Here is a 26,641-nt window from a genome sequence, read left to right on the forward strand (position 1 = left end):
CGAACCGGCGCACGGCCGACCCGAACAGGAATGCGATCGGTCAGATTCCAATCTCGGGTCGGCGGGGTCGGGTCGCTGTCGCGTAGGGTCGGGTCGTGCGACTGCTTCCCCTTCCCGCTCCCGGTCAGACCCCGGTTCGCGTACTCACCATCGCGGGCACGGATTCCGGGGGCGGCGCGGGCATCCAGGCCGACACCAGGACCATGGCAATGCTCGGGGTGCACGCGTGTGTGGCCATCGCCGCGGTCACGGTGCAGAACTCGTTGGGCGTCAGCGGATTCCACGAGATTCCCGCGCAGGTGGTCGCCGATCAGGTCCGGGTGGTCGCCGCGGATATCGGCATCGGCGCGGCCAAGACGGGCATGTTGGCCTCCACCGCGATCATCGAGGCGGTGGCCGGGGTGTGCCGGGAGGTCGGGCTCGGCCGCGACGGCACGATTCCGCTGGTGGTGGATCCGGTGGCCGCCTCCATGCACGGCGATCCGCTGCTGCACGCGGAGGCGTTGGCGGCGGTGCGACACACACTGATCCCGCTGGCCACCGTGGTGACACCGAATCTCGACGAGGTCAGGCTGATCACGGGGATCGAGGTCCGCGACGCGACGACCGCGCGGCAGGCCGCCGAGGCGCTGCACAAATTGGGCGCGCAGTGGGCCATCGTGAAGGGCGGGCATCTGCGCTCAGCGCCGGTCAGCACCGACGTGCTCTACAACGGCGACAAATTCTACGAATTCACCGCGCCGCGCATCGACACCCGCCACGATCACGGCGGCGGCGATACGCTGGCCGCCTCGATCGCTAGCGCCCTCGCGCACGGCTACTCGGTGCCGGAGGCGGTGGAATTCGCCAAGGAGTGGACGCGGCGCTGCCTGGAGGCGTCCTATCCGCTCGGCAGCGGGCACGGTCCGGTCTCGCCGCTGTGGCGGCTCCGCTGAGCTTCCGCGCGGCGAACTTGTCGGCGGCGTAGTCGAGGAGTCGCAACGGCACAACGCGGTTTCCCGCTGTGAATAACAGCTACCTTGGTGAAAAGGCAAGGTGCAGGGGCAGGTTGGGGTTGATCGTCACCCCGTGCAGGCGGGAGTTGGCCTGTGCGATGGCGGCGATGACCTCCGCGAGATAGTCGACGAACCGCTCGATCGACATGGCCCGCGCCCTGGTGCGGTTGACACCGAGCCACCAGTCGGTGGCCGAGGCCACCGCCCCGAAGACCGAATAGGCGATCAGTTCGGCGCTGTCCACATCGATCGAGTCGTCGCCGAGCGCGGCCGTGCACAGTTCGGCGGCCCGGCGCGCCGACAGCCGCGCCGATTGCAGCGCCCGCTCCGAATCGCTGGCCTGCTGCGCGAAATGACTGTGCAGAATGAAGCGGAACACATTCGGATGCCGCTGCACCGCGAGCGCGTACTCGGCCGCACCCCGGCGCACCAGATCCCGCGCGGAATCATTCGTCAGATCAATACTGGCGACAACCCGCTCCCACAAACCTTCGCGGACCCGATCCACAATCGCGTTGTAGAGATCGGACTTGTCCTCGAAATGCCGATACAGCTTTGGTTTCGCCGCACCCGCCTCCCTGGCGATATCCCCCATACTCACCTCGGGACCGCAGCGATCCAGCGCCCGGAAGGCGGCATCGACGAATTCGTGGCGCACCTGGCGTCGATGTTCGCGCCACCGCTCGGTCCGCGCATCCGTGCGGCGCGTCGTCGGGTGCTCGGCGGCGCGGCCGCTGCTGGTCATAACCACGGAATCGTACGCGAGGCCGGACATTTCGGTCGCGAGATCGTGGAATCGCCACGTACAGTTGGGCGCCCGTCAGAGCGGGACATCGACGGTCTGTTCCTTGCCCTCCGATCGCGGGCGGCGGTAGGGTCTGCGCATAACATTGGGGGCTTACCTCCGGCTGGGTACCGATGCGGGGGCGCGCGAAGGGGTGCTGATGACTGGTAGGTCCAGGGCGGTGCGGGCCACCGTGTTCGCGGCTGCGGCGATAGTCGTTGTCGCGGGGTGCAATGGCGGTGGCGACTCGGCATCCGGCGGACAGAAGAAGCCGACCGTGGCGGCCGATGTCCCGAAGGGGTTTGACCCGTGCAAAGACATCCCGAAGAGCTTGATGGATTCACAGGGATTCATCGCCACCAGCCGGAAGGACACCGATGGCGGTGGCGGCATCATGTGGCGAGGATGCGGGTGGGTGAACGATAGCGAATACACAGTGAGCATCACGACTACCAACATCACGCTGGACATGGTGCGTGCGAAAGGTTTTCGCGATCCGCAGGAGTTCATGATCGGCGGTCGTCATGCGATGACGACACACCAGTTCAAGGATGACGGAGCCTGTATCGCCGACGCGGAGATGAAGGGCGGCAGCCTGGAAATCCTACTCGATGTACCCCCGAGCGCGAGCGCGGCGGGCGATGCATGCCAGTTGGCACATTCGTTGTTGGAGAAGATAAGCCCCCTCATGCCGGCCACGGCGTGAGGGGAATCGAGCGTGATGGAGAATGAACATGGCCGATCAGTTCGATTTGATAGCCGAAGCCAAATCCGGTGCACTGTCGGTGCGAATGAGTCCTGAGGAATTCGCAAGAATTGACCACGAATGTAGGCGATTCGTGAAAGAGACAATTCGTGAAGTACAGAACGATATGCGTGAGATATCCAAGATTGACAAGTGGGGATTCGGTGACCATCCCGACTCGAAGCTGACTTCCGCACCCACGATGGCGAGAAGGTTTCGAGAGAAAGCCATGGGCCAGCCCGACGGAAACGACTTCTACACAATACTCGAGGAACACAAGTCGGCAGTCGAGAGTATCCGCCAACTATTCGGCGCAATGCGCGACCGTTACATTGCGCAGGACAGCACGTTGGCTGCTCGATTCAAAGCCGAATCGGAGCGACTCGGCAATCCGATAAAATAGTCGACAGCTAATAATCCAGGGAGGGGCCAGATGTCCGGGACGGAACCACCGCAGATCCCGAAAACCGAAAACCCGCCGTGGTATCAGCGTGTGGAGTTGAAGAACGCCTTCGACCCGATCGACACAACGCTCGCCCATGACGCGGCCGGTCGCTACCGCCATGCGGAGCAGAAATGGCGAGAGGGTTTGGACACCTTCCAACAGCGTCTGATCAAATCAATCGCCGAGGCGTGGGAAGGAGAGGCAGCCGAGGCCGCGAAGAAGTCCATAGTGCACTACGCGACCGACGCCGACCATCTTACCGATTCTTTCAACACACTCAACAAGCTCGTCAGCGATACGGCACAGTCTTCGTCCGACACAAAGAAGGCAGTGGACCAGATCGCGGACAACCCTCGATGGTGGAACCACAATGCTTGGCCGTTCTTTCGTAGCCGGTTCGAAAATGAACGGGACGAGCACATCGCGGCCGCGCAGGACAAAATGCGGGACTCGTATATCGCGCAATTCGCGACCGCGGATCGCTCGATACCACTGCTGGGGCGTCCGATAGATATTGCCAATCCGATAGATATTCCCCAGACGAGTGGGTATGGTCCGGGTGGTTCGCGTTCGCAGGCGGAGGGGACAGGAACGCACGGCACGGGTTCCACCGGCCCGGGAGCAGCGACGGATAGCCGTGGTAGGCAGGAAGATTCGCCCGGCACCAAGAACGAGCAGTCCGTTTCGCCGACCGCAGTGAATCCGACGCAGGCGCAAAGCTCTTCGGATGCAACGAAAACCGCACCGACCGGCACCTCTCAAACAACACCTGCGGGCACCACCGCGCAGCCGACGTCGCCGAACTCGCCTACTCTGTCGCCCGCCTCACCTTCACCAGGATCGGCTACGCCAGGTGCCCGCACCGGAGTTCCCTCCGTAAACCCCAGGTCGACAACAGGTTTCACGCCGGGCTCCCCCGGCACGTCGGGTCGCCCTCAGCCGCCCCGCACCCCGACCGGCATTCCCGCGCAACAACCCCAAGCCGGTAAACCCACAATGGCGCCGGCCGCACAGGCTCGACCTGGTCAATCGGGAGCTCCCGGTGGCATGGCCCCCGGCGCGGCCCAGGGCAAAGGCGAGGACGGCAAAGAGCACAAGACCCCCGACTACCTGAAGAATATGGACAACACTCGCGAACTGCTGGGTGCGGAACCCAGAACGCTCCCCGGCGGCGTGCTCGGCGGCGATCATGACCAATGACCTCGAATGGTCCTGGGAGACTGACGATTTCGCCGCACTGTGGTTGAGCGAGGCGCAGGACAGGTTCCCTCGTCCACTGTATTCTCGCAGCCGCTTCCAGTACGCGGAGGACTGTCAGGCGCATCTGGCGCGGGTCCGCGCGAACTATTCGCAAGATGACCTGATCGACATCAAGCGGGCCTTCGAGGTGGTCACCTCTTCCGATGTGCGCATTGAAATCCGTGGCGGCACAACGAAGACCAGCGATGGTAGCACCCGCCAATATCGAATCCTCGGTGTCCGCAACGAGGTTTCGGCCGCGGTCCTGTCGCAAATCACCACCTACGAGATCGCCGGTCCGATCCGCCTGCGCCTGTGTCACCCGGACCATCTCCCGGCCCGCATTGTGCATCGCATGGTTCCGGCGGAGCCGGGGCGGCAACCGCAGGCCGAATTCCACCAGCAGGACATCATGGGTGACCGCGACCCGTACTTCGATGATTCCCGCCGCGCGCGATTGCGCGACAGGTACCGCGAATTCGTCGGCCGCCCCGCCGACGGCGGCGGCAGCGCGGCCCTCTACGTGGGTCCTTTCGCGGCCGAGGCCAATCCCCTGCATTTCGTGGAGTGGCGCGATATCACCGAGGACGGCCGCTACACCGAACTGCGGACACTGGACCGCATCCGCATCCGCCCCACCACCCCCAAAGATCTGGCAACCCACTTCGCCACCTGGATCGACAAGGCTCGCGACCGTCTCAGCGCGGACGCCGACGTGTGGTGATCGGCACGAACGTGAACGCGTGCCACAAAATTCGTAGCAACTCCCCTGGTCTATTCGCCGGTGAGCTGCCTTTCAATTCCCGCCGTTCTCGGGCAAACTATCACTATGCCCGCTCAGGATGATGCTCGTGAACAACAGATGCTCTGGATGTTTAATCTGCGGGTGCCAGATGGCCGAACGCGCGGTGGTCTCGATGCAGTGCTAGAGCTGGACAACCACCCTTCACCGATCCCGTTCGAGCTCAAGTCGACGACCGGTGATTCGGTTTCAACCGTGCGCGACTTCAGTCCAGAGCATATTTCCAAATGGGAACATCTTCATTGGCTGTTTGCCTTCTACAAAAAAGATGCGACGACGTTGCGATACTGCTACTACGCATCACCGGCAGACATGTCCGACTGGATCAAAGATAAAGAAAAGTATATTCAGCCAGATTTCGTCCTGGCACAGCAGGCACCTCAAAGAATTACCGACGGCGACCTGGATATAATTTTCGGAAATGGAACTTCATTCTCGAAAAAAGATGCGCAACGAATCATGAAGAATCAATGGTCGAAAGAAAAATACTCCAAACATGCAGACCTCCCTGGAGGCAGATACTCGCGTGACGCCATGCTCGCCCTACTCCGAGAGCGGTGCGAGTATGTCATCCGCCGAGGAGCCACTCTGAACAACCCCCATATTCCCGAACGCTATCTGGAAAGCCGCGTTGATCGAATTTTCGATGATCATGCCGCGACGGTCCGGAGGCTCGTGCGACGATACATCGACTTACGTGCCGATAAAATCGCGATCGACCAAAACCTGCCGACAACACCCTAGAGGCTATTTGAGCGAATCAACGAGAGGCTTCGCGTGGCGATGGTTCGTCGAAAGGTCGACGAACCCGCCTCCGCGTCATGAAGACGACACCGGACCACAGACGCGCTACCGTCGATCAAGCTTCAAACGCGGCGGCCACTGATGACGCCACGGCGTAACCCATCGGCGGCGGAACAGCGTTCCCGAGTTGACCTAGTTGCATGTACGTCGCGCCGTCGAATGGCCAATCTTCCGGGAAGCCCTGCAAAACGGCGACATCCTGGACTGACAGTCTGAAGTGTCCATTGTTTGCCACGTAGGCACGCGCTTTTTCACGGGTGGCCGCAACACCATTGGGCCATATTTGCAAGGCCTCGAATGTGCGCTGCGCCGCAACGCTGTTGAGAATACTTGTGGTATGGCGCGGACCGGTCAACGAACTCCGGATCGTCGGCGAAAGAGCATCGAATCCTATATCGGGAAGGCCGAGCGCCTCACGTGCGCCCATACAGCGTTCAAGGTTTTCGGTGAATTCCAGTTGGCTGTCACCCCAGCGGTGGGTAGCCGCAGGCGGAACAAAACGAACCGCGTCCTTTTTGCGCGCAAATCCAACAAAAACGACTCGGCGCCGAATCTGCGGAACCCCGAAATCCTCTGCCCGCAGCATCAACATCTTGATGTGGTATCGATAGCTGAGCATGTCAATTATTTGACTCTGCACATATGGAGCGAACTTCTTCGAGGCGAGCGCAGGAACATTCTCTGCCACGAATGCGCGTGGCTTGACCGCGCGGATGCATCGCACCAACTCTGGCCACATATCGCGAGTATCATCGGCACCCTTTTGTCTTCCAGCAATGGAGAACGGCTGACACGGCGGGCCACCGTGAACAATATCCACTTCACCACTCAGGCTCGTCCACTTGGCAGAAGTAACGTCACCATCCTGGTTGCCGTTGACAACCCAGTTCGGACGAGCACGCTTCAAGGTTTCTGCGGCGTGCCCGAGTATTTCGTATGAGGCAACATGAGAGAACCCAGCACGATCGAAACCCAAGTCCAAACCTCCACCACCGCTGAATAGAGAAAGGGCACGCAACCTATTCGACTCCCGTTGTGGCATGAGGTCATAGGGATCGAGTTTCGGCACATTAATCTCGTGCAGAGGCTCTACCTCTCCCTGGATGGCGCGCAATTTGGCCTCACGCGATTGCACAGACATCTGGCGGAACGCTTCACGCTGACGCGCAGTGAGTTTCCGTGGTTGGTGATGGGGATTCGTCGACCGAATACGAGAGGGCACGACAGAGTCCAATTGGGCATCGGCGTCAATCTCTTCGGCTCCAGCATCACCAGCTTTTGGCTCACGTTCACCACGTATAGTCGGCGTCTGTCCGTCGACTGCGTTTCGTCTGCCCATCCGAACCCTTCCTAGTGAACGCCAAGTTCGGCATGCTCCGGAATTGCCTAAGCCTAGTGCAAGGCACCGACAACTATCGCCAGTCCTGCTGCTACCTCGTGAGGCCGGACCGTCCTCGCCCAGCCACCGCGAACTGGACTGCGACAAGATTAGGTGACCGGTTGGCCTGCCGCTTCGCCGGCACGGTCGAAACCAGACTGTGCACATTGCACGCGCTGATTTGTCAGGTGGCACGGGCCAGGTCCTCATCATGATAATCCCGGCGGCGACTCCACCGCTGATTTCATCAACAACACGGTGTCCTGGTCAGCGAGCACGACGGCGCGCCGGAGTGGGTTCGGCCAGAACACCATTGGCTGTGCGCGCCACCGCCTGCTTGAGCCGGTGCAGGATCGGGGTCAGTTCGAAGTCGTGAATACCTTCCAGTCGCGCCATTTTGGTGGTCACCTAGCGGTGCAGGTCGTGTGCGGTCGCGACGTTGAGCACGGTGTGCAGGTTGGTCGGTCCGGATATGGCGGCGGTATAGAGGGTTTCGTCGTGTTCGGCGATGGCCTGCCCGATCGCGTCGAGCCGCGCGGGCGCCGATCGAGCGAACCCGTTCCGCGGCGGATACCCGATATGAGCTGATCAGCGGCTCACCGGAACCTCACAGCCAGAGCCCAGCCGGGGGCCGGCTGGGCTCGACAGGGTGGGGGCCATGACCGAAACCGCGACCGCCGGGCACCGGGCGGAGATTTCCGAGCCGGTGTCCGTGCCCGTGCTCGACGTCGTCATTCCCGTCTACAACGAAGAGACCGATCTAGGGATCTGTGTGCGGCGGTTGCGTGCGTATCTACGCGACGGATTCCCTTTCCCGGCCAGGATCACCATCGCCGACAATGCCAGCACCGATGCCACGCTGCAGGTGGCGCGGTTGCTCGCGGCGGAGTTCGACGATGTGCGGGTGGTGCATTTGGACGCGAAGGGCCGCGGGCGGGCGTTGCGCGCGGTCTGGGAGCATTCCGACGCGCAGGTGGTCGCCTATATGGATGTCGACCTGTCGACGGATCTGAACGCGCTGCTGCCGCTGGTGGCCCCGCTCATCACCGGCCATTCGGATCTGGCCATCGGCACCCGGCTCAGTTCGGCCTCGCGGGTGGTGCGCGGCCCGAAGCGCGAGATCATCTCCCGCTGCTACAACCTGCTGCTGAAGGCCTCGCTGCAGGCCCGCTTCTCGGATGCGCAGTGCGGATTCAAGGCCATGCGCACCGAGGTGGCGCGGCGGCTGCTGCCGCTGGTGCGCGACGGCGAATGGTTCTTCGACACCGAACTGCTGGTTTTGGCCGAGCGGGCCGGGCTGCGCATTCACGAGGTGCCGGTGGACTGGATCGATGATCCGGACAGTCGGGTCGATATCGTCGATACCGCGCGCAAGGATCTGCTGGGTATCGGTCGCCTGCTGCGGGCGCTTTACACCGGTGCGCTGCCGCTGGACGAGTTGCGCCGGGCGGTCGGTCGCGAACCGCTGGTGCCCGGCGTCCCGCTCGGCATGGTGGGGCAACTGGTGCGCTTCGCCATCGTCGGTGTGCTGAGCACCCTGGCCTACCTGCTGCTCTATGTCCTGCTGCAACCGTTGACGGGCGCGCAGGCGGCGAACTTCCTGGCGCTGTTGACCACGGCGATCGCGAATACGGCCGCCAATCGCGCCTTCACCTTCGGCGTGCGCGGCAGCGCGAAGGCCGTCTCGCATCAGGTGCAGGGCCTGCTCATCTTCGGCGTCGGGTTGGCGCTGACCAGCGGATCGCTGTTCGCGCTGCATCATTGGGCTCCGCAGGCGGAAGTGCATCTGGAGCTGTTCGTCCTGGTCTTGGCGAATCTGCTCGCCACACTGCTGCGTTTCGTGGGGCTGCGCTGGGTTTTCCGTAATCCTCGCCCGGCGCAGGTGCGCGAATGACCGCGACCCTGTCCGCGCCGGAGACGGCCCCCGCGCCGGTGCCCGCGCGTCGAATCAATTGGGAGAAGCCGGCTCTGGCGGTATTGCTGCTCGGCACCGGCATCGCCTACCTGATCAACCTCGGCGCGAACGGCTGGGCCAACTCGTTCTATTCCGCTGCGGTGCAGGCGGGTTCGGAGTCCTGGCAGGCCTTCTTCTTCGGTTCCTCCGATGCCGCCAATTCCATCACCGTGGACAAGCCGCCCGCCTCGCTATGGCTGATGGAGCTGTCGGTGCGGCTGTTCGGGCTGAGCAGTTGGAGCATCCTCGTGCCGCAGGTGCTGCTCGCGGTGGCCTCGGTGGCGGTGCTGTGGGCGGCGGTGCGACGGCCGTTCGGGCCTGCGGCCGGGCTGATCGCCGGCCTGGTGCTAGCGCTGACGCCGGTGGCGGTGCTGATGTTCCGCTTCAACAATCCGGACGCGCTGCTGGTCTTCCTGATGACCGCGGCCGCCTGGGCGATGGTTCGCGCGGTCGAGGACGGCCGCTGGCGCTGGCTGGTCCTGACCGGTGCGCTGATCGGATTCGGTTTCCTGACAAAGCAATTGCAGGTGCTGCTGGTGGTGCCCGCGCTGGCGCTGACCTATCTGATCGCCGGTCCGCCGCGACTGGGCAAGCGCATCGCGCAATTGTTCGCGGCGGGTGCGGCGATGGTCGTGGCGGCGGGCTGGTGGCTGTTGGCGGTGGAGTTGTGGCCCGCGGGCTCCCGACCGTGGATCGGCGGCTCCCAGCACAATTCGATCCTGGAGTTGACCCTCGGCTACAACGGTCTGGGCCGGCTCAATGGCAATGAGCACGGCAGTGTCGGTCCGGGTGGCGGCGAGATGCCCGCGCGCGGCGGCGGCATGTGGGGCAGCCCCGGAATCACCCGACTGTTCGAACCGGCGCAGGGCGGTCAGATCGCCTGGTTGATCCCGGCCGCGCTGGTCGGCTTGGTCGCGGGAATCCTGCTGTGCGGCAAGGCATCCCGCACCGATGCGCGGCGGGCCTCGCTGATCCTGTGGGGCGGTTGGGCTCTGGTGACCGGCCTGACCTTCAGTTTCATGGCGGGCATCTTCCACCAGTACTACACGGTGGCGCTGGCGCCTGCCGTGGCCGCGTTGGTCGGCGCGGGCGCGATCATGGGGTGGCGCGGGTGGGACCGCAGGTGGGTGCGACTGTTCGCGGCGCTCGCGGTCGGCCTGACGACGGCGACATCCTGGTTGCTGCTCAGCCGCGGCAGTCATTTCGTGCCGTGGCTGCGCTGGGCGGTGCTCATTGTCGGCGCACTGGCCACGGTGGCGATTCTTTGGCAGGTGCTGCGCCGCGGGACCCCGCGCCGCTGGATGGCCGCCCTCGCGGTGGCTTGTGCTTTCGTCGGTCTCGGCGGCCCGACCGCCTACGCGATCGACACCATCGCCACCTCCCACGCCGGCGCGATCCCGAGCGCCGGACCCAATGTCGGCCGCTTCGGTCGCCCCCCGCTGCTGAACGGCGATCTTCCCGGCGCTTTCCCCGGCCGCGCACCGAACGGGCACGGCCCCGGCCGTCCGGGACAACCTCCCGGTCAACAGGGGCAACCTGCCGGTCGGCCCGGCTATTTCGGCGCTGCGGGCGGCCTCCTCGATGCCGCGAAGCCCAGCGACCGCGTCGTAGCACTGCTCGAACAGCAGGGCGCCGACTACACCTGGGTCGCCGCGACGGTGGGTTCCAATAGCGCCGCGGGTTTCCAGCTCGCGACCCGGTTGCCGGTCATGCCGGTGGGCGGATTCAATGGCAGCGACCCGTCACCCACCCTCGCGCAATTCGAACGCTATGTCGCCGACGGGAAGATCCACTATTTCCTCGGCGGCGGCCGGGCGGGCGGGGAGACGCCCTTCGGCGAGGCGGCTTTCGGCGCTGCATCGACCAGTCGGGAGATCACCCAGTGGGTGGAACAGCGTTTCACCGCGACGACGGTGGACGGCGTCGTGCTCTACGACCTGACCGCCCCCAAGTAGCGATTCGGTGACCCGCACCACGTTCACCGCGGAATGAAATGACTACCGGCCGTGTGACATCCCATGAATGGGTGTCCGCGGCCGGTTTGTCACGAACCGTAATCGACAGGTGCGGCCGGGATTTGACGTGTCACCCGAGTGGTGTCATGCTCCCGAGAATGAACGATCGCCTGAAACTCGTTTTTCCGTGGATGGAGTCGTTGCCGGAATCGGCCCGCGCGCAGTTCGTCGGCGACTTTCTCGAGAATTGGCGCGGCAGTCTGGATGTCGCGCGCATGCGGCGGCTGAGCGCCACCGTGGCCACCTGGCGCGGCACCGCCCGCTCCTACGCGGGATCGCAGTAGTCGCTCGCCGATCTCACGGCGGCCGCGCACGATAGCCCCGCGCCGCGGCGAACCGGGCTGCGCGCCGGGCGATTCCGGTCCGACCTGCGATCACGCTTCGATCGGATCCGGTAACAGCGGTGCGGCATTAGGGTTGCGGCTCGGTCTCGGCGCAGATATCGGCGGAATCGAGCACCGCGCAGTCGAGCGCCGGTCGCACGGGTCGATAGTCGGCGGACACGCCGCCATCGGCGATCAGGCGGGTGTAGGCGGCCACGGCGTCGGTCGGATTCCTGGCCAATGTCGGATCATTGAGCACATCCACCGTGTAGAGCCCGAATCGGGGCGTGTAACTTCCCCATTCGTAGTTATCGGTGAGGCTCCAGTAGTTGTAGCCGATGATCTTCATCCCGTCGGCGACCGCGCACTGTATCCAGTACAGAGTGTCGCGAAGGTGATCGGAACGGGTGTAGCCGTCGGGGCGCGGCTTTCCGTTCTCGGTGGCCATGCCGTTCTCCACCACGAAAAGTGGCCGATCCGGAAATAGTCGCGAATAGTGGCGCAGCGCATAATAGATACCCTGCGGTTGCACCGGCAGCTCCCAGATGGGCGGCCCGTCCGCTCCCCCCTGTGTGGCCGGATCGTCGGGAGATCGCTGCGCGAAATAATAGTCGACGCCGACGAAATCGATTTTCGGCCCGATCCGATCGACCAGTTCCTGATTCACCTGCACCTCGGCCCCGGCGACATAGCCGATATTGCTGGTGACCATGGCGGTCGGCTGACAGCGGTGAATGGTGTCGTAGATCGCGCTGTGCGCCTGCGCGATTCGATCCAGCATGGCGGGCGCTTCGCCGCCGGAGATGCCGCCTATCCGCAATTCGGTGCCGATGTAGGCGGCGGGCTCGTTGAAGGTGACCCACAGCGGATCGCGAGCGGCATAGCGGTTCACCACTTTTCGCGCGTTGACCAGCCAGTCCTCCACCATGCCCTGATTGCGCCAGCCGCCGCGATCCCACGCCCACCCCGGATACACCCAGTGGTCCAGGGTGATCATCGGCCGCATACCGGCCTCGATGATGCGGGCCACCAGATTGTCGTAGAACCCTAAGGCCGCCTCGTCCCAGCCCTGTGGCTGGGGCTGCACCCTGGCCCATTCCACGCTCATCCGGAACACCCGCGCGCCGAGTTCGGCGGCCAGGTCGATGTCGGCGGCGTAGCGGGTGTGGAAGTCGACCGAATCGCGGAGTTCGTCGACGGCCGCGCCGGAGGCGATATAGCGGGTCCAGTTGCTGTCGGGCGCATGGCCTTCGGCTTGGAAGCCCGAACAGGACACACCCCACAGGAACTCCCGCGGCAGTGGCGATACCGGCGGGGTGGGCGGCACGGCGGCGGGGGCGAGCGGCGGAACGGCCTGTGCCACACCGGGAATCAGCAGCGCGGCGGCCGCAGCGGCAAGGGCGGGCAATTCGCGGCGGCGGATCGGCATGGCCCTCCTGTCCGACAACGTCGCCGGTCAGCTTAGCTGGACGGTTGCTGCAACCCTCGCAGATGCGCACCGACGCGCGGAGGTTTTTCCCCACGGCCCGCGTGCGGACTGGACAGCGTCAAACCGGGCCGATAGCGTCGCCGCCATGAGCTTGGGGCAGTACCCATTCCTGGATGCCGTCACCGATTTCGCGGGGGCGGTGCGAGCCGAGGACGGGTCCGGCTCCGAACAGGCGCATCGGCGCATGCTGGCCGCCTTCCCGGATGCCGCGCCGGACGAACTGGCCGCCGCGGCACCGGAACTGGCCGCGTTGCTGTCCGCACTGCCGCCCGGCCCGCGCGCCAATATCGCGGTGGTCGTCGGCGCGTGCGTGGAGCGCGGGGCCGATCCGCTGCCCTGCGCCGGACCGGTCTTCGAGACCTTCGCCACCGCGCTGGACGACGCACTGGATTTCGTCGATCAGTGGACCGAGGCCGCGGGCGAGGAAGACCTGCCCGATAACGAGACCCAGCCCGATCCGGCGCTGCTGGCCCGCTTCGGTCACCGCACCACCCTGGCCTGGTTCACCCTCTCGGATTGGGAGCGCGCGGCGCTGGCCCTGCTCCAACATCCCGATGTGCGCGCGAATTTCGACGGCCGCGAGCGGTTGCGCGAATTGCACGAGGAACTGATCGAGACGGCCGACTGGTGGAGCAAGGGTCTGGAGTACGCGCTGCTGGTCCTCGACGACGAACCTCTCATCGCGCTGCACCGCGAGTCGGGCACCGGATACCGGTTCCGGATGAGCGGCCTCGCCGACAATTTCCAACTGCACACCCTGCTGGCCGACGCGCTCATCGGCGGCGGACACCTCCCTGGCGAACCGCCGTCGGCCGAGGCGGCGGCGGTGTGCCGGGACGCACCGGGCCAGGTCTCCACCCGCGGCTCGTTCAATCTGGTCGCGCCGAGCGGGGAGTGGATCTGGAACGAGGGCACGCCCTCGGATATCCCGGTGCTCGACGGCACCCGCCTGCTCGTCCTCGATCCGGAGCCCTACCAGCGCAGTTGGCGCGGCGGCCGCTACTTCCCCGAGATGGTCGGCGAGTTGACCCTCGAAGGGGTGCTGCCCGCCGAGGAGTCCGCGCGCTGGTTCGCGCACGTCGCCCCCGCCAAGGGGCCGACGGAGCAGTAACTCAGCCTTCGGGATACAGCGCGGCGTGCAGGGTGGCCGCCCACTGCTGGATGATGTCCTTGCGCCGCGCCGAATCGTCGGTGAGCACATTGGCCAGCCCGAGCCCGCGCGCCAGATCCATGGTGGCCTGTACCAGATGGTGGGCCACCGGGTCGCGATCGTCGACACCGAGCGCCTCCACCGCCCTGCGGTGCGAGACGCGACCGAATCTGGCCTCCAACGGCACGATTCGCTCGCGCAGCACCGGGTCGGCGGCCGCGTACGTCCACACCTGCAGTGCCGCTTTGAACAGCGGGCTGGTGTAGGACTCGACCAACCCGCGCACCACGGCGTGGGTGCGCGCCACGCCGACGGTGGTGGCGTCGAGCAGGGCCGCCTCCTGCTTGGCCTGGGCGGTCCTGGTGTCGAACATGTACTCCAGCGCGGCCGTGATCAGATCCTCGCGGGTGGGGAAGTGGTGCTGGGCAGCGCCACGTGACACCCCGGCCCGCTCGGCGACCACGGCCACGGTGGCCGCCGCCCAGCCGAGTTCGGCCAGGCAGTCGATGGTCGCCTCGAGCAGGCGCTGCCGAGTTGCTCGGCTGCGGTCCTGCTTGGGTTCGTGGGGTGTCGCCATGGCGTTATTCTGCCCTGTTCGGCGTGGCCGCCACGTCGGCCGCTACCGCCCAGCTCGCCGGGCGACGCTGCAGAAAGGCCATCATGCCCTCGTGCACCTGCGCGGTGCCGAAGAAGGCGGCCGAGCGGCGGGCCAACTCCTCGGCGGAAGTGTCGAATTCGGCGAGGATCGGCGCGTTGACCAACCGTTTGGCCTCGGCCAGCCCCTGCGGTGCGCCCTTGCGCAATTCGGCGCAGAGCCGGGCGATCTCGGCCGCAGGATCGGCGACGGCCGCGGTCACCAGGCCGATGCGGGCGGCCTCCGCGGCGTCGAACCGCTCACCGGTCAGGTAGTAGCGGCTCGCCGCGCGCGCGTCCATCCTCGGCAGCAGGCTGAGCGAGATCATGAACGGGGCCAACCCGATTCGCACTTCGGTGAGCGCGAAGGAACTGGCGGGTCCGGCCACCGCGATATCGCAGGCCGCCACGATGCCCATACCGCCCGCCCTGACATTGCCATCGATCTGCGCGAGCACCGGTTTCGGAATCTCGACCAGCCGCCGCAGCACTGCGATCATCAGCCTGGTGCGCTCGTCGGCGGCGACGGCCGGATCGGCATTGCCCGCCTCGGTGAGGTCGGCGCCCGCGCTGAAGGTATTCCCGGTGTGCGCCAGCACGATCGCGCGCACCGCCGGATCGGCGGCGGCGCGATCGAGTCCGGCGCGGAATTCCCGAACCAGCTTGCTGGAGAGCGCATTGCGGTTGTGCGGGGAGTCCAGTGTGAGCGTCGCGATTGCCGCATCCACCGAATAGCGCACGAAAGGCACCGCACCACCGTCGTTCTCGGTCATCGACCCTCCTCAGTAGGACTTGGGCAGGCCGAGCGAGTGCTGGGCGACGAAATTGAGCACCATCTCCCGGCTGACCGGCGCGATGCGCCCGATCCGGGCCGCGGCGAGCATGGCGGCCAGACCGTACTCCTTGGTGAGGCCGGACCCGCCGTGGGTCTGAATGGCCTGGTCCAGCGCCTTGATACTGGCCTCGGCGGCGGCGTACTTGGCCATATTCGCGGCCTCGGCCGCACCCATCTCCTCGCCCGCGTCGTAGAGGGTCGCGGCCTTCTGCATCATCAGCTTGGCCAGCTCCACCTCCACCTTGACCTGGGCCAGCGGATGCGAGATACCTTGGTGCGCACCGATCGGCGACTTCCACACCGTGCGCTCGCGCGCGTACTCCACGGCCCGATCGATGGCATAGCGGCCCATGCCGACCGCCATGGCCGCGCCCATGATGCGCTCGGGATTGAGTCCGGCGAACAACTGCATCAGCGCCGCGTCCTCCTTGCCGACCAGCGCGTCGGCGGGCAGGCGGACCTCGTCGAGGAACAGCGTGAACTGATGGTCGGGCTCGATGATGTCCATCTCCTGCGGCGTCTTCACGAAGCCGGGGGCGTCGGTCGGGACGATGAACAGCGCGGGCTTGAGTTTGCCGGTCTTGTGATCCTCGGTGCGCGCCACGATGAGCACCGCCTCGGCCTGATCCACCCCGGAGATGAAGATCTTGCGGCCGGTGAGCAGCCAATCGTCACCGTTGCGGTGGGCGGTGGTGGTGATCTGGTGCGAATTGGAGCCCGCGTCGGGTTCGGTGATGCCGAAGACCATCTTGGCCGACCCGTCGGAGAGTGTGGGCAGCCAGGTCTGCTTCTGGGCGTCGGTGCCGTAGCGGGTGATGATGGTGCCGCAGATGGCCGGCGAGACCACCATGAGCAGCAGACCCGCGCCCTGCGCGGCCAATTCCTCCATCACCAGCGCCAATTCGTACATGCCCGCACCGCCGCCGCCGTACTCCTCGGGCAGGTTCACCCCGAGGAAGCCCAGCGCGCCCGCCTCGGCCCACAGTTCGTCCAGCGGTTCGTTGCGGCGCGCCTTGGGCAGGACGTAGTCGCGGTAGTTGTATTTGGCGGCCAGCGCGGCCACGGCGGCCCGCAGCGCCTTCTGCTCTTCGGATTCGATGAAGCTCATCGGATTCACTCCTGGGTTTCCGGGTCGAGCACCGCGAGTACGGCGCCGACATCGACCTGCTGACCAACGCTGACATTGAGGGCGGTGAGCACGCCTGCGGCGGGGGCGAGGATCTTGTGCTCCATCTTCATGGCCTCCAGCCACAGGATCGGCTGACCGGCCGCGACCCGCGCGCCCGCCTGCGCCCCGAGCCGAATCACGCTGCCGGGCATGGGCGCGAGCAGCGATCCCAGGGCCACCTGATCGGCCGGGTCGGTGAAGCGGGGCAGCCTGCGCACGCTCACCGGACCGAGCGCCGAATCGACGCACACCAGCTCACCGTAGCGGGCGACCGCGAAATCCCTTCGGACACCGCCGGATACGCCGAGTACGACGCGTTCGGGAGTGGCCTCGATCAGCTCGAGCCCCGCCGATCCGTCCACTTCGACACCGCCCCTGGTGAACCGGTATCCGATCTCGTGCACACCGCTGACCCGGCTCTCGTACCGCTTCTGCTGCGACTGCGCAGGCAGGTTGCGCCAGCCGCTCGGCAGAGGGCCGCCCACTCGCGCCGCACGGCGGTTGGCCGCCGCGTCGGCCAATGCCGCCGCGACAATGCTCAGTCGCTCATCTTCCTCGCTCGCCAAAGGTGCTGCGAGAGTGGATAATCCATGTGTCTCGAAGAAGGCCGTATCGGTGTCGCCCGCGAGGAAGGCCGGGTGGCGCAGCACCCGCACCAGCAGCTCCCGGTTGGTCACCAGACCGTGCACGCGCGCGCGGCGCAGCGCGTCGGCCAGCAATCGCGCGGCCTCGGCGCGGGTTTCGGCGTAGGAGATGACCTTCGCGAGCATCGGGTCGTAGTGCACGCCGACCACCGAACCGTCCACCACACCCGAGTCCAGACGCACGCCCGACCGGTCCAGCAGATCGAATTCCGCTGCCACCATGGGGATTTCGATACGGTGCAGGGTGCCGCTCTGCGGCTGCCAGTCCTGTGCGGGATCCTCGGCGTAGAGGCGGACTTCGATCGAATGTCCGCGCATGGCCGGCGGTTGCGCGGGCAGCGCCGCACCGGCGGCGACCGACAGTTGCAGCCGGACCAGATCCAGTCCGGTGGTGCATTCGGTGACCGGATGTTCCACCTGGAGACGGGTATTCATCTCCAGGAAGAAGAATTCGCCCGCCTCGTCGGCCAGGAATTCGACGGTGCCGGCTCCGGTGTATCCGATGGCCTCCGCCGCCAGCCGCGCGGCTTGGAAAAGCCGCTCGCGCATGCTGTTTCCATTGGCGATGCGCGCGACCCCTCCGTGGTTACGCTCCGCTACCTCCTCCGGGCCTGACGCGCGCATCGCGTGTCCGATACGCTCCACCAGCGGCGAGGGGGCTTCCTCCACCACCTTCTGATGTCGGCGCTGAATGGAGCATTCGCGCTCCCCCACCGCCCAGGTGACACCGTGCGCGTCGGCCATGATCTGCACCTCGATATGGCGACCCGTGGCCAGGTAGCGCTCGCAGAAGACGGTCGGATCGCCGAACGCGGATTCGGCTTCCCTACTGGCAGCGGCGATTTGGTCGTCGAGCTCGGCCAACTCGCGCACCACGCGCATACCGCGACCGCCGCCGCCCGCCGACGCTTTGATCAGCACCGGCAGGTGCGCCTCGGTCACCTCGGCGGGATCGAGTTCGGCCAGCACCGGGACGCCCGCGGCATCCATCAACTTCTTGGCGGCCACCTTCGAGCCCATCTGCTCGATGGCCGCCACGGGCGGCCCGATCCAGAGGAGGCCCGCGTCCTGCACGGCGCGCGCGAAATCCGCGTTCTCGGAAAGGAATCCGTAGCCGGGATGGATGGCATCGGCACCCGCCGCCCGCGCGGCGGCGATCACCGAGTCGCCACGCAGGTAGGTCTCGGCAGGCGTGTTGCCCGGCAACCGGACGGCCGTATCGGCCTCGACGACATGCGGGGAGTCGGCATCGGCGTCGGAATAGACCGCCACGGTGCCCAGCCCCATGCGCCGACAAGTGGCGAATACCCGGCGCGCGATCTCGCCGCGATTCGCGACCAGAACCTTCGAGATTTCCACTGGGTGCCTCACATCCGGAAGACGCCGAAGCCGTCGGCACCCTCGATCGGGGCATTGTGGATGGCCGAGAGCGCCATACCCAATACCGTCCTGGTGTCGCGCGGATCGATCACGCCGTCGTCGTAGAGGCGGCCCGACATGAACATGGCCAGCGATTCCGCCTCGATCTGCGCCTCCACCATGGCGCGCATACCCGCGTCGGCCTCCTCGTCGAAGGGCATACCGCGCGATTCGGCGGCGGCGCGGCCGACAATGGAGATGACACCGGCCAATTGCGCACCGCCCATGACGGCGGACTTCGCACTGGGCCAGGCGAATAGGAAGCGCGGATCATAGGCCCGCCCGCACATGCCGTAGTGACCCGCACCGTAGGACGCGCCGATGAGCAGCGAGATATGCGGCACCTTGGAATTGGAGACCGCGTTGATCATCATCGCGCCATGCTTGATGATGCCCTTCTGCTCGAATTCCTTGCCGACCATATAGCCGGTGGTGTTGTGCAGGAACAGCAGCGGCGTATTCGACCGGTTGGCCAGTTGAATGAACTGGGTGGCCTTCTGCGACTCCTCGGAGAACAGCACGCCGCGCGCGTTGGCCAGGATGCCGACCGGATAGCCGTGCAGCTCCGCCCATCCCGTCACCAGGCTGCCACCGTAGAGCGGTTTGAATTCGTCGAAATCCGAATCGTCGACGATGCGCGCGATCACCTCGCGCGGATCGAAGGGGATCTTCAGATCCGAGGGCACGATACCGAGCAATTCCTCCTGGTCGTACCGCGGTTCGACGATTTCGGCGCGCGGACTCGGCCCCTGCTTGCGCCAATTCAGCCGTTTGACGATCGAACGTCCGATCCGAATCGCGTCCGGCTCGTCGGCGGCCAGGTAGTCGGCCAGACCGGAGACGCGGGCGTGCATATCGGCGCCGCCCAGCGATTCGTCATCGGATTCCTCGCCGGTGGCCATCTTGACCAGCGGCGGACCGGCGAGGAAGACCTTGGAGCGCTCCTTGATCATGACCGTGTAGTCGGACATGCCGGGGATATAGGCCCCACCCGCCGTCGAATTGCCGAAAACCAGTGCGATGGTGGGTATTCCGGCGGCCGAGAGCCGGGTCAGATCGCGGAACATGCGACCGCCCGGCACGAAGACCTCTTTCTGCGTCGGCAGATCCGCGCCACCCGATTCCACCAGCGCGATCACCGGAAGCCGGTTCTGCATGGCGATATCGTTCATGCGCAGGTTCTTGCGCAGCGTCCAGGGATTGGAGGTGCCGCCGCGCACCGTCGGATCGGGCGCGACGATCAAACATTCGACGCCCTCGACAATGCCGATCCCCGCGATCACGCTCGCGCCGACATGGAATTCGCTGCCCCAGGCGGCCAGCGGACACAGCTCCAGGAAGGGCGCATCCTCGTCGACGAGCAGTTCGATGCGTTCGCGCGCGGTGAGCTTGCCGCGCTTGCGATGCCGCGCCACCTTCTCCGGGCCGCCGCCACCGATATTCTTGGCGAACTCGGCGTCGACCTCGGCGAGTTTGGCCATCATCGCCTCGGCCGCCGCCCGGTACTCCGCGGTATTCGGATCGAGCGCGCTGCGCAGCCTCGTCATGACTGATACCCCAATCGCTTCGCGGCCAGGCCGGTCAGAATTTCGGTCGTACCGCCGCCGATACCGAGGATCCGCATATCACGGTACTGGCGTTCGATCTCCGATTCGCGCATATAGCCGAGTCCGCCGAACAATTGCACGGCCTGATTGGCCACCCATTCCCCCGCTTCCACGGCGGTGTTCTTGGCGAAACAGACCTCCGCGATCAGATCGGTCTCGCCGGCGGCCGACCGCTCGGCGAGCGTGCGGGTGTACACCCTGGCGACATCGATGCGGCGCGCCATCTCGGTGACCGTGTTCTGCACGGCCTGCCTGCTGATCAGCGGGCGTCCGAAGGTCTCGCGCGCACGCACCCATTCCAGGGTCAGATCCAGGCAGCGCTGCGCACTCGAATACGCCTGCACCGCCAAACCCACCCGTTCGCTGACGAACGCGCCCGCGATCTGCAGGAATCCGGAATTCTCCGGTCCGACCAGATTCTCCACCGGCACCCGCGCGTCCACATAGGACAGTTCGGCGGTGTCGGAGGCCAGCCAGCCCATCTTCTCCAGTTTGCGGCCGACGGTGAATCCCGGGGTGTCCTTGTCGATGATCAGCAGCGAGACGCCGCCGGAACTCGGCCCGCCGGTGCGCACGGCGGTGACCACGTAGTCGGCCCGCACACCGGAGGTGATGTAGGTCTTCGCGCCATTGACCACATAGTGGTCGCCGTCGCGGCGCGCGGTGGTCCGCAGATGCGAGACATCCGAGCCGCCACCGGGTTCGGTGATGGCGAGCGAACCGATCCGCTCCCCCGCGAGGGTCGGCCGCACCCAGCGCTCGATCTGCGCGGTATCGCCCGCGGCGATGATGTGCGGCACCGAGATACCGCAGGTGAACAGCGAGGCGAACAGCCCGCCCGACGCGCCCGCCTGGTGGAATTCCTCGCAGACGATGAGCGCGTCCACCGGGTCGCCGCCCGCGCCGCCCGCCGACTCCGGGAACTGCGCGCCGAGCAGGCCCAGCGCGCCCGCCTTCTGGTGCAGTTCGCGCGGGATCTCCCCGGACCGCTCCCATCCGTCGAGCTGGGGCAGCACCTCGCGTTCCACGAAACCCCTTACCGTGGCGCGTAATTCGCGTCGTTCGGGGGTGTCCCACACCTTGGTCATGCCAGCAGCTCCCTCGGAATGTCGAGGTGGCGGGACCGCAGCCATTCGCCGAGTCCCTTCGCCTGTGGATCGAATCGGGCCTGGTAGGCCACGCCCTTGCCGAGCAGGTCCTCGACAATGAAATTCACCGCGCGCAGATTCGGCAGCACGTGGCGGGTGACGGTGAGCGAATCCGTCTCGGGCAGCAACTGTTTGAGCCGGGTGACGGTGAGCGTGTCGACCAGCCAGCGCCACTGCGCCTCCTCGCGCACCCACACGCCGATATTGGCATTGCCGCCCTTGTCGCCGCTGCGGGCCATGGCGATCGCGCCCAGCGGGGCGCGGCGGGTCGCGCCGTGCGGCCAGGGTTGCGGCAGTTCGGGTTCGGGCACCTCGACCAGTTCCCTGGTCTGCGCCGCCGGGTCGATATCGACCCGCGTGCCGTCCGGGAGCACCGCGATATGCGGCACCTGCGTCGCCTCGACATAGCCGGGCGTATAGACGCCGTAGGGCGATCCGTTGCCGGGCAGGGTGGTGAAGCTGCATCCGGGATAGCTCGCCAACGCCAATTCGACCGCGACATTGGCGAAGGCGCGTCCCACCTTGTTCGGGTCCGGATCGCGCACCACACAGCGCAGCAGCGCGCTGGCCTGCTCCTCGGTCGCGGCATCGGGCCGGTCCAGGCGGGCCAGGGTCCAACTCAGCTCGGCCGGACGCACCGGCAGCCAGGCCTCCAATTGCCGCTGTGCCAGTTCGGCTTTCGCCTCGATATCGAGTCCGGTGAGGATGAACTCCATCTCGTTGCGGAAGCCGCCGAGGGTATTGAGCGAAACCTTGAGGGTGGGCGGGGGCGCCTCGCCGGTGACCGCGTCGATGCGCACCCGATCGGCGCCCGCCGCGGACAGGCGGATGCTGTCCAGGCGGGCCGTCACGTCGGGACCGGCGTAGCGCGCGCCCTGGATCTCGTACATCAACTGCGCCGCGACGGTATCCACCGTCACCGCGCCGCCGGTGCCCGCGTGCTTGGTGATGACACTGCTGCCGTCGCGACGGATCTCGGCGATCGGGAAACCGGGGCGGCCGAGGTCGGCCAGTTCGGTGAAGAAGGCGAAATTGCCGCCGGTGGCCTGGGTTCCGCATTCGACCACGTGGCCCGCCACCACCGCGCCCGCGAGCGCGTCGTAATCGGTGCGGCCCCAACCGAAGTGGGCCGCCGCCGGGCCGAGGACCACGGAGGCGTCGGTGATCCGGCCGGTCACCACGATATCCGCGCCCGCGTTCAGACAGGCCACGATGCCCCACGCGCCGAGATAGGCATTGGCGGTCAGCGGTGCGCCGAGGCCCAATTCGGCCGCGCGGCCGGTCAGGTCGTCGCCTTCGACGTGGGCGATCTTGGCGTCGAGTCCGAGACCGGCGGCAACCTTGCGCAGTTGTTCGGCCAGTCCGGCGGGATTGAGTCCGCCCGCGTTGGCGACAATGCGCACGCCGCGTTCGAGCGCCAGCCCGAGGCAGTCCTCGATCTGGCGCACAAAGGTTTTCGCGTAGCCCAGGTTCGCGTCCTTCATTCGGTCGCGACCCAGGATCAGCATGGTCAACTCGGCGAGATAGTCGCCGGTGAGCACATCGAGGCGCCCGCCTTCCAACATCTCGCGCATGGCGGCGAATCGGTCGCCGTAGAAGCCGGAACAGTTGCCGATTCGGATCAGATCCGGATCGGCGGTCAGCGCACTCATCAGGGATTTGCCTCCTGTACGGAGCCGGGGGCGACCACTGCCGCCCCCGGTGCGGTCCACGTTCCGGAGTCCAGCATCACATCCGACTTCCAAAAAAGCAAGCACGCGTGCTTGTTAATTCGCGCCTTGCGATCCGCGCGGGGGAGCCACCTTGCAGGATGACAAAATCGAGGGGTGAACGCAGCGGTTATCGTCCTGTTCGCCCTCGCCGGATTCCTCCTCGGCGGGGCCTATACGACATGGAAGACCTCGCGCAGGCTGTCGATCTCGCTCGGCGTGTGCGCGGTCCTCGCCGCGGTCGGCGCGGTGCTCTGGATGCGGTAACTACGCTCCGGACAACCGGAAGATCCGCAGGTCCTCGGGCACCCCGCTCAGCGGCGCGGCGAAGAAGCTGCGCCGATACGGTTTGGCCACCAGGCCCAGTTCGGCCAGGGTCGGCTCGTCCAGCCCGTCGAGGGTGGCCTCGGAGAGCATGGTGTTGCCATTGCCGCCCGCCTCCATCACCCGCGCCGCGATCGTGACATCCACCCCGAGCCAGTCCCCGCCGATCTCGCGCGGCGACCCGGTGTGCAGACCGATCCGCATGCGCGGCCGGTAGCCGTTCACCTCCACCTCACCGAGGGCCGCTTTGGCCGCGATGGCCGCGCGAACCGCCGGGTCCGCCGACGGGAATACGGCCATCACGCCGTCGCCCATCCGCTTGACGACCTGCCCGCCGCGTTCGGCGATCGGCGGTTCGATGGCCTTGGCCACCCGCCGCAGCAGATCCAGGGTGGCCTCATCGCCTGCCGAGAGCGACCAGCGAGAAAAGGCCACCAGGTCGGTGAACATGACAGTTACCTCTTGGCTACCTTTGCCGCGCCCCATTCGCTCGAGCATCGCCTGCCACACCTGCAGTGCGCCGAAACCGATCTCGCGCGCCGCGCTCGGGGTGTCGCCGACCAGTTTGTCCGCCGCGCGGGCCACCGCGCGGGCGCCGCCGGGGCCGGTGACCGACAGCGGATCGCCGAAGGCCGGATCGCCCGGCAGCAGTTCGCGCCCGCGCCGCAGCACGCCGATCAGGTCCCGCTGATTCATCAGGGTCGACAGCGGACGCGAACGGCGCGCGGCCCGGCGCTCGACCTCTTCCAAGGGGATGACGACCTCCGGCTGCTCGTCGCCCGGTATCGCCCCGGATTCTGCACCGCCGGAAGGTGTTCGACTCACGGGTGAAGGGTATCGCAGCCGCTCGCGGGTCGGTTCGTCGCTGATGATCGCCACCGTCGTACCTCTCATCGGACGGAGCGGGCACGCCATTGGGTCCGCCGATGGGTAACGCTTTGGTTGCTGAGCCGATGCTAGCGGCGGCCGCAGCCCCGATGCTGCGATCCGCGTCACATCGCACCCGATGTTTACGCAACGCTACCGTTTGGAAACACCAGCGGCCCGGTGTGAAGGGGAATCACACCGGGCCGCCGGCCGCACCGCCGCCGGGCAGTGGCGGGCGGTGGTCGGATACGCGGCCTCCCGACAAGGCAGGCGTATCCACAACCCGAGTGGCGAGGGAGGGCAACTCGGGCCGTCTAATCAGGCGTCGCGCTTATTCACCACCACCAGCGCCGCGCCGAAGACAATGGCCACGAAGGCCGCGAAATAGATCAGGCTGACCCAGGGTCCCCAGTGCCAGTAGCTCGAATCGGCCGCCGTGCCCAGGAATCGGTCCGCGTTCTTGAAGGGCAGGAACACCTCGATGTTCTTGCCGTACTTGCCGAAGGCACCGACGATCGGCTCCACCAGCACCGGCCACACGATCAGCAGACTGATCGCGCCCGCCGACTGCCGCAGCAGCGCACCGACACCCACCGCGAGGAAGACCGTGAGCGCCACGAAGATCGGCACCGCGTAGAACACGCGCAGACTGCCGTTCGACAGGCTCAGCGTCTGGCCGACCACGTCATTGGTGACGCCCTTCAGGATGAAGAATCCGAGGAAGGTGAGCACCGCCGAGAGCAGCGCGCCGCCCACCGCGATCATGGCCGCCTTGGTGGTGAGCACCAGGCTGCGATTCGGCATGGCCAGGAAGGTGGATTTGATGGTGCCGAAACGGTATTCGTTCGTCACCGCCAGGGTGGCCAGGATCATGATCAGGATGTAGCCGAAGCCGGGAATGATCGGCGCGGCGCCCATGATGCCCAATCCGGCCAGGGCGTTGTCCGCGTTCGGCGGCGGTGCGCCGAGATCGGGCCTGCTCTCCCAGGTGCTGTGCGCGACATTGAGCAGCAGGCCGAACAGCGCCGTGATGCCCAGGGCGAAAACAACTGTCAGCACCGCACACCACAGGGGCGAGCGAGTCGAGGTGAGCTTGATGCGCTCCGCAGCCAATACGCCCATCAGAGTGCGCCTCCCATCACCAGATCCGCGCCTTCGCCGTGGTATTGCACCGCGCCGCCGGTCATCCGCATGAACGCCTCCTCGAGGGAGGCGCGCTGCGGCGCGAGCTCGAACAGCGTGATGTCATTGGCGCCCGCCAACTTTCCGACCGCGTCGCTGGTGGTCGCGGCGACCACCAGGGCCGGACCGTCCTGGCCCGCACCGTCCTCGCGGACTGTCATCCCATTGGAGGTGAGCAGGCTGCGCAACTGATCCAACTGTGGACTGCGCACGCGCACCGAGGATTCCGAGGCGCGCTCGACGAACTCCTGTGTGGTGGAATCGGAGATCAACTGACCCCGGCCGATGACGACGAGATGTTCGGCGGTGAGCGCCATCTCGGAGAGCAGGTGACTGGAGACCAGCACCGTGCGCCCCTCGGCGGCCAACCGCTGCATGAACCGGCGGATCCACAGGATGCCCTCGGGATCCAGACCGTTGACCGGCTCGTCGAACAGCAGCACGTGCGGATCGCCGAGCAGCGCGCCCGCCAACCCGAGCCGCTGCGACATGCCCAGGGAGAAGCCGCCCGCCGGTTTGCCCGCCACCTCGGACAGGCCGACCAACCGCAGCACCTCCTCCACCCGCGACATGGCGAGGTCATTGGAGGCGGCCAGCCATTGCAGATGCGCGCGGGCCGACCTATTGGGATGCACCCATTTGGCGTCGAGCAGCGCACCGACGGTGCGCAGCGGATGGGTCAGCTCGTGGTAGGGCTTGCCATCGATGAGGGCGGTGCCACCGGTGGGGCGATCCAATCCCAGGATCATCCGCATCGTGGTCGACTTGCCCGCGCCGTTCGGACCGAGGAAGCCCGTCACCTGTCCGGGATGGACGGTGAAGGACAGATCCTGAACCGCGACGGTCTGGCCATAGTGTTTGGTCAGTCCCCTCAGCTCGATCATGCGGTCCAGCATTCCGCATATTCGGCGGCCGCGCGTCAATAGAAGGTGCCGAATTCGATCATCCTCGAGGATGACTCGGACCCCTACCGCACCCCTGC

25 protein-coding genes are annotated in these 26,641 nt (G+C 66.1%); 11 read left to right on the forward strand and 14 right to left on the reverse strand.

What is annotated here, in order from left to right; all coding sequences use genetic code 11:
• Positions 1-95: 95 nt before the first annotated feature.
• The gene (thiD, locus tag D5S18_RS10475) at positions 96-935 is read left to right on the forward strand and encodes a bifunctional hydroxymethylpyrimidine kinase/phosphomethylpyrimidine kinase (protein WP_120039610.1); all 840 of its coding nucleotides are present in this window, start codon (positions 96-98) and stop codon (positions 933-935) included.
• Positions 936-1,014: 79 nt separating this feature from the next.
• On the opposite strand, the gene D5S18_RS10480 is transcribed toward thiD, so the two are convergent.
• Positions 1,015-1,740: a TetR/AcrR family transcriptional regulator gene (locus tag D5S18_RS10480; protein WP_120040533.1), complete on the reverse strand. Its 726-nt coding sequence runs from the start codon at positions 1,738-1,740 to the stop codon at positions 1,015-1,017.
• Positions 1,741-1,960: 220 nt separating this feature from the next.
• Here D5S18_RS10480 and D5S18_RS10485 point away from each other — a divergent pair, with 220 nt between their 5' ends.
• The 5 genes from D5S18_RS10485 to D5S18_RS34420 all read left to right on the forward strand — a co-directional run bounded on the left by D5S18_RS10485 (position 1,961) and on the right by D5S18_RS34420 (position 5,754).
• Entirely contained in the window at positions 1,961-2,485 is a 525-nt protein-coding gene (locus D5S18_RS10485) for a DUF3558 domain-containing protein (RefSeq protein ID WP_239003650.1), read from the forward strand.
• A 28-nt stretch (positions 2,486-2,513) separates the two neighbouring features.
• Positions 2,514-2,927, forward strand: a complete 414-nt coding sequence (locus D5S18_RS10490) for a hypothetical protein (protein WP_147403922.1) — start codon at positions 2,514-2,516, stop codon at positions 2,925-2,927.
• 30 nt (positions 2,928-2,957) lie between these two features.
• Entirely contained in the window at positions 2,958-4,169 is a 1,212-nt protein-coding gene (locus tag D5S18_RS34415) for a hypothetical protein (RefSeq protein ID WP_147403923.1), read from the forward strand.
• Positions 4,159-4,932 (forward strand): ESX secretion-associated protein EspG, encoded by a 774-nt coding sequence (locus D5S18_RS10495; RefSeq protein WP_120039612.1) that lies wholly within the window; start codon positions 4,159-4,161, stop codon positions 4,930-4,932. Before D5S18_RS34415 ends, D5S18_RS10495 begins: the two co-directional genes overlap by 11 nt.
• A 105-nt stretch (positions 4,933-5,037) precedes the next feature.
• Complete coding sequence (locus D5S18_RS34420; RefSeq protein WP_147403924.1) at positions 5,038-5,754, forward strand: PDDEXK family nuclease; 717 nt, start codon at positions 5,038-5,040, stop codon at positions 5,752-5,754.
• Positions 5,755-5,869: 115 nt separating this feature from the next.
• On the opposite strand, the gene D5S18_RS10500 is transcribed toward D5S18_RS34420, so the two are convergent.
• Both D5S18_RS10500 and D5S18_RS36090 read right to left on the reverse strand, forming a co-directional pair.
• Positions 5,870-6,955, reverse strand: coding sequence for a DNA cytosine methyltransferase (locus tag D5S18_RS10500; RefSeq protein WP_120039613.1), 1,086 nt, complete (start codon positions 6,953-6,955; stop codon positions 5,870-5,872).
• Between the two features lie 504 nt (positions 6,956-7,459).
• Positions 7,460-7,588, reverse strand: a complete 129-nt coding sequence (locus tag D5S18_RS36090) for a hypothetical protein (protein ID WP_282434841.1) — start codon at positions 7,586-7,588, stop codon at positions 7,460-7,462.
• Positions 7,589-7,850: 262 nt separating this feature from the next.
• Between D5S18_RS36090 and D5S18_RS10505 the strand changes: the two genes are divergently transcribed.
• The 3 genes from D5S18_RS10505 (at position 7,851) to D5S18_RS10515 (ending at position 11,445) form a co-directional block, all read left to right on the forward strand.
• Entirely contained in the window at positions 7,851-9,086 is a 1,236-nt protein-coding gene (locus D5S18_RS10505) for a bifunctional glycosyltransferase family 2/GtrA family protein (RefSeq protein ID WP_120039614.1), read from the forward strand.
• Positions 9,083-11,101, forward strand: a complete 2,019-nt coding sequence (locus tag D5S18_RS10510) for a glycosyltransferase family 39 protein (protein ID WP_120039615.1) — start codon at positions 9,083-9,085, stop codon at positions 11,099-11,101. Before D5S18_RS10505 ends, D5S18_RS10510 begins: the two co-directional genes overlap by 4 nt.
• Before the next feature lie 158 nt (positions 11,102-11,259).
• Positions 11,260-11,445 (forward strand): hypothetical protein, encoded by a 186-nt coding sequence (locus D5S18_RS10515; RefSeq protein WP_120039616.1) that lies wholly within the window; start codon positions 11,260-11,262, stop codon positions 11,443-11,445.
• Between the two features lie 127 nt (positions 11,446-11,572).
• On the opposite strand, the gene D5S18_RS10520 is transcribed toward D5S18_RS10515, so the two are convergent.
• On the reverse strand, positions 11,573-12,913 hold the full coding sequence (locus D5S18_RS10520) for a family 1 glycosylhydrolase (RefSeq protein WP_120039617.1): 1,341 nt from the start codon (positions 12,911-12,913) through the stop codon (positions 11,573-11,575).
• Positions 12,914-13,058: 145 nt separating this feature from the next.
• On the opposite strand from D5S18_RS10520, the gene D5S18_RS10525 reads away from it, so the two are divergent.
• Positions 13,059-14,084 (forward strand): hypothetical protein, encoded by a 1,026-nt coding sequence (locus tag D5S18_RS10525; RefSeq protein ID WP_120039618.1) that lies wholly within the window; start codon positions 13,059-13,061, stop codon positions 14,082-14,084.
• Between the two features lies 1 nt (position 14,085).
• Here D5S18_RS10525 and D5S18_RS10530 read toward each other — a convergent pair whose 3' ends face one another.
• The 7 genes from D5S18_RS10530 to D5S18_RS10560 are packed head-to-tail and all read right to left on the reverse strand — an operon-like array spanning position 14,086 to position 23,229.
• Entirely contained in the window at positions 14,086-14,700 is a 615-nt protein-coding gene (locus D5S18_RS10530; RefSeq protein WP_120039619.1) for a TetR/AcrR family transcriptional regulator, read from the reverse strand.
• 4 nt (positions 14,701-14,704) lie between these two features.
• The gene (locus tag D5S18_RS10535; protein ID WP_120039620.1) at positions 14,705-15,529 is read right to left on the reverse strand and encodes an enoyl-CoA hydratase family protein; all 825 of its coding nucleotides are present in this window, start codon (positions 15,527-15,529) and stop codon (positions 14,705-14,707) included.
• A 9-nt stretch (positions 15,530-15,538) separates the two neighbouring features.
• On the reverse strand, positions 15,539-16,699 hold the full coding sequence (locus D5S18_RS10540) for an acyl-CoA dehydrogenase family protein (RefSeq protein WP_120040537.1): 1,161 nt from the start codon (positions 16,697-16,699) through the stop codon (positions 15,539-15,541).
• A 5-nt stretch (positions 16,700-16,704) separates the two neighbouring features.
• On the reverse strand, positions 16,705-18,762 hold the full coding sequence (locus D5S18_RS10545; RefSeq protein WP_120039621.1) for an ATP-binding protein: 2,058 nt from the start codon (positions 18,760-18,762) through the stop codon (positions 16,705-16,707).
• An 8-nt stretch (positions 18,763-18,770) separates the two neighbouring features.
• Entirely contained in the window at positions 18,771-20,369 is a 1,599-nt protein-coding gene (locus tag D5S18_RS10550) for an acyl-CoA carboxylase subunit beta (RefSeq protein ID WP_120039622.1), read from the reverse strand.
• Positions 20,366-21,517 (reverse strand): acyl-CoA dehydrogenase family protein, encoded by a 1,152-nt coding sequence (locus tag D5S18_RS10555; protein ID WP_120039623.1) that lies wholly within the window; start codon positions 21,515-21,517, stop codon positions 20,366-20,368. The genes D5S18_RS10550 and D5S18_RS10555 overlap by 4 nt, the downstream gene beginning before the upstream one ends.
• The gene (locus D5S18_RS10560) at positions 21,514-23,229 is read right to left on the reverse strand and encodes an acyclic terpene utilization AtuA family protein (RefSeq protein ID WP_120039624.1); all 1,716 of its coding nucleotides are present in this window, start codon (positions 23,227-23,229) and stop codon (positions 21,514-21,516) included. The genes D5S18_RS10555 and D5S18_RS10560 overlap by 4 nt, the downstream gene beginning before the upstream one ends.
• Positions 23,230-23,403: 174 nt before the next feature.
• Between D5S18_RS10560 and D5S18_RS35295 the strand changes: the two genes are divergently transcribed.
• On the forward strand, positions 23,404-23,553 hold the full coding sequence (locus D5S18_RS35295; RefSeq protein WP_203236675.1) for a CG2302 family histidine operon protein: 150 nt from the start codon (positions 23,404-23,406) through the stop codon (positions 23,551-23,553).
• On the opposite strand, the gene D5S18_RS10565 is transcribed toward D5S18_RS35295, so the two are convergent.
• The 3 genes from D5S18_RS10565 to D5S18_RS10575 form a co-directional block, all read right to left on the reverse strand.
• Positions 23,554-24,306, reverse strand: coding sequence for an adenylate/guanylate cyclase domain-containing protein (locus tag D5S18_RS10565; RefSeq protein WP_120040540.1), 753 nt, complete (start codon positions 24,304-24,306; stop codon positions 23,554-23,556). It abuts the gene before it with no gap.
• A 489-nt stretch (positions 24,307-24,795) separates the two neighbouring features.
• Positions 24,796-25,599, reverse strand: coding sequence for an ABC transporter permease (locus D5S18_RS10570; protein ID WP_120039625.1), 804 nt, complete (start codon positions 25,597-25,599; stop codon positions 24,796-24,798).
• Positions 25,599-26,543 carry an ABC transporter ATP-binding protein gene (locus D5S18_RS10575; RefSeq protein WP_120040542.1) on the reverse strand — a complete coding sequence of 315 codons (945 nt, stop codon included), beginning with the start codon at positions 26,541-26,543 and terminating at the stop codon, positions 25,599-25,601. The genes D5S18_RS10570 and D5S18_RS10575 overlap by 1 nt, the downstream gene beginning before the upstream one ends.
• Positions 26,544-26,641 lie beyond the last annotated feature (98 nt).

This window comes from Nocardia panacis, from assembly GCF_003598715.1.
In the GTDB taxonomy this organism is placed as follows: domain Bacteria; phylum Actinomycetota; class Actinomycetes; order Mycobacteriales; family Mycobacteriaceae; genus Nocardia; species Nocardia panacis.

What these genes read in the sequence shown, in the direction of transcription:
- D5S18_RS10480 (WP_120040533.1), bottom strand. Translation starts at nt 1,740, where the DNA reads ATGACCAGCAGCGGCCGCGCCGCCGAGCACCCGACGACGCGCCGCACG.
- D5S18_RS10490 (WP_147403922.1), top strand. Translation starts at nt 2,514, where the DNA reads ATGGCCGATCAGTTCGATTTGATAGCCGAAGCCAAATCCGGTGCACTG.
- D5S18_RS34415 (WP_147403923.1), top strand. Translation starts at nt 2,958, where the DNA reads ATGTCCGGGACGGAACCACCGCAGATCCCGAAAACCGAAAACCCGCCG.
- D5S18_RS10495 (WP_120039612.1), top strand. Translation starts at nt 4,159, where the DNA reads ATGACCAATGACCTCGAATGGTCCTGGGAGACTGACGATTTCGCCGCA.
- D5S18_RS34420 (WP_147403924.1), top strand. Translation starts at nt 5,038, where the DNA reads ATGCCCGCTCAGGATGATGCTCGTGAACAACAGATGCTCTGGATGTTT.
- D5S18_RS10500 (WP_120039613.1), bottom strand. Translation starts at nt 6,955, where the DNA reads ATGTCTGTGCAATCGCGTGAGGCCAAATTGCGCGCCATCCAGGGAGAG.
- D5S18_RS36090 (WP_282434841.1), bottom strand. Translation starts at nt 7,588, where the DNA reads ATGGCGCGACTGGAAGGTATTCACGACTTCGAACTGACCCCGATCCTG.
- D5S18_RS10505 (WP_120039614.1), top strand. Translation starts at nt 7,851, where the DNA reads ATGACCGAAACCGCGACCGCCGGGCACCGGGCGGAGATTTCCGAGCCG.
- D5S18_RS10510 (WP_120039615.1), top strand. Translation starts at nt 9,083, where the DNA reads ATGACCGCGACCCTGTCCGCGCCGGAGACGGCCCCCGCGCCGGTGCCC.
- D5S18_RS10515 (WP_120039616.1), top strand. Translation starts at nt 11,260, where the DNA reads ATGAACGATCGCCTGAAACTCGTTTTTCCGTGGATGGAGTCGTTGCCG.
- D5S18_RS10520 (WP_120039617.1), bottom strand. Translation starts at nt 12,913, where the DNA reads ATGCCGATCCGCCGCCGCGAATTGCCCGCCCTTGCCGCTGCGGCCGCC.
- D5S18_RS10525 (WP_120039618.1), top strand. Translation starts at nt 13,059, where the DNA reads ATGAGCTTGGGGCAGTACCCATTCCTGGATGCCGTCACCGATTTCGCG.
- D5S18_RS10530 (WP_120039619.1), bottom strand. Translation starts at nt 14,700, where the DNA reads ATGGCGACACCCCACGAACCCAAGCAGGACCGCAGCCGAGCAACTCGG.
- D5S18_RS10535 (WP_120039620.1), bottom strand. Translation starts at nt 15,529, where the DNA reads ATGACCGAGAACGACGGTGGTGCGGTGCCTTTCGTGCGCTATTCGGTG.
- D5S18_RS10540 (WP_120040537.1), bottom strand. Translation starts at nt 16,699, where the DNA reads ATGAGCTTCATCGAATCCGAAGAGCAGAAGGCGCTGCGGGCCGCCGTG.
- D5S18_RS10550 (WP_120039622.1), bottom strand. Translation starts at nt 20,369, where the DNA reads ATGACGAGGCTGCGCAGCGCGCTCGATCCGAATACCGCGGAGTACCGG.
- D5S18_RS10555 (WP_120039623.1), bottom strand. Translation starts at nt 21,517, where the DNA reads ATGACCAAGGTGTGGGACACCCCCGAACGACGCGAATTACGCGCCACG.
- D5S18_RS10560 (WP_120039624.1), bottom strand. Translation starts at nt 23,229, where the DNA reads ATGAGTGCGCTGACCGCCGATCCGGATCTGATCCGAATCGGCAACTGT.
- D5S18_RS10565 (WP_120040540.1), bottom strand. Translation starts at nt 24,306, where the DNA reads ATGAATCAGCGGGACCTGATCGGCGTGCTGCGGCGCGGGCGCGAACTG.
- D5S18_RS10570 (WP_120039625.1), bottom strand. Translation starts at nt 25,599, where the DNA reads ATGGGCGTATTGGCTGCGGAGCGCATCAAGCTCACCTCGACTCGCTCG.
- D5S18_RS10575 (WP_120040542.1), bottom strand. Translation starts at nt 26,543, where the DNA reads ATGATCGAGCTGAGGGGACTGACCAAACACTATGGCCAGACCGTCGCG.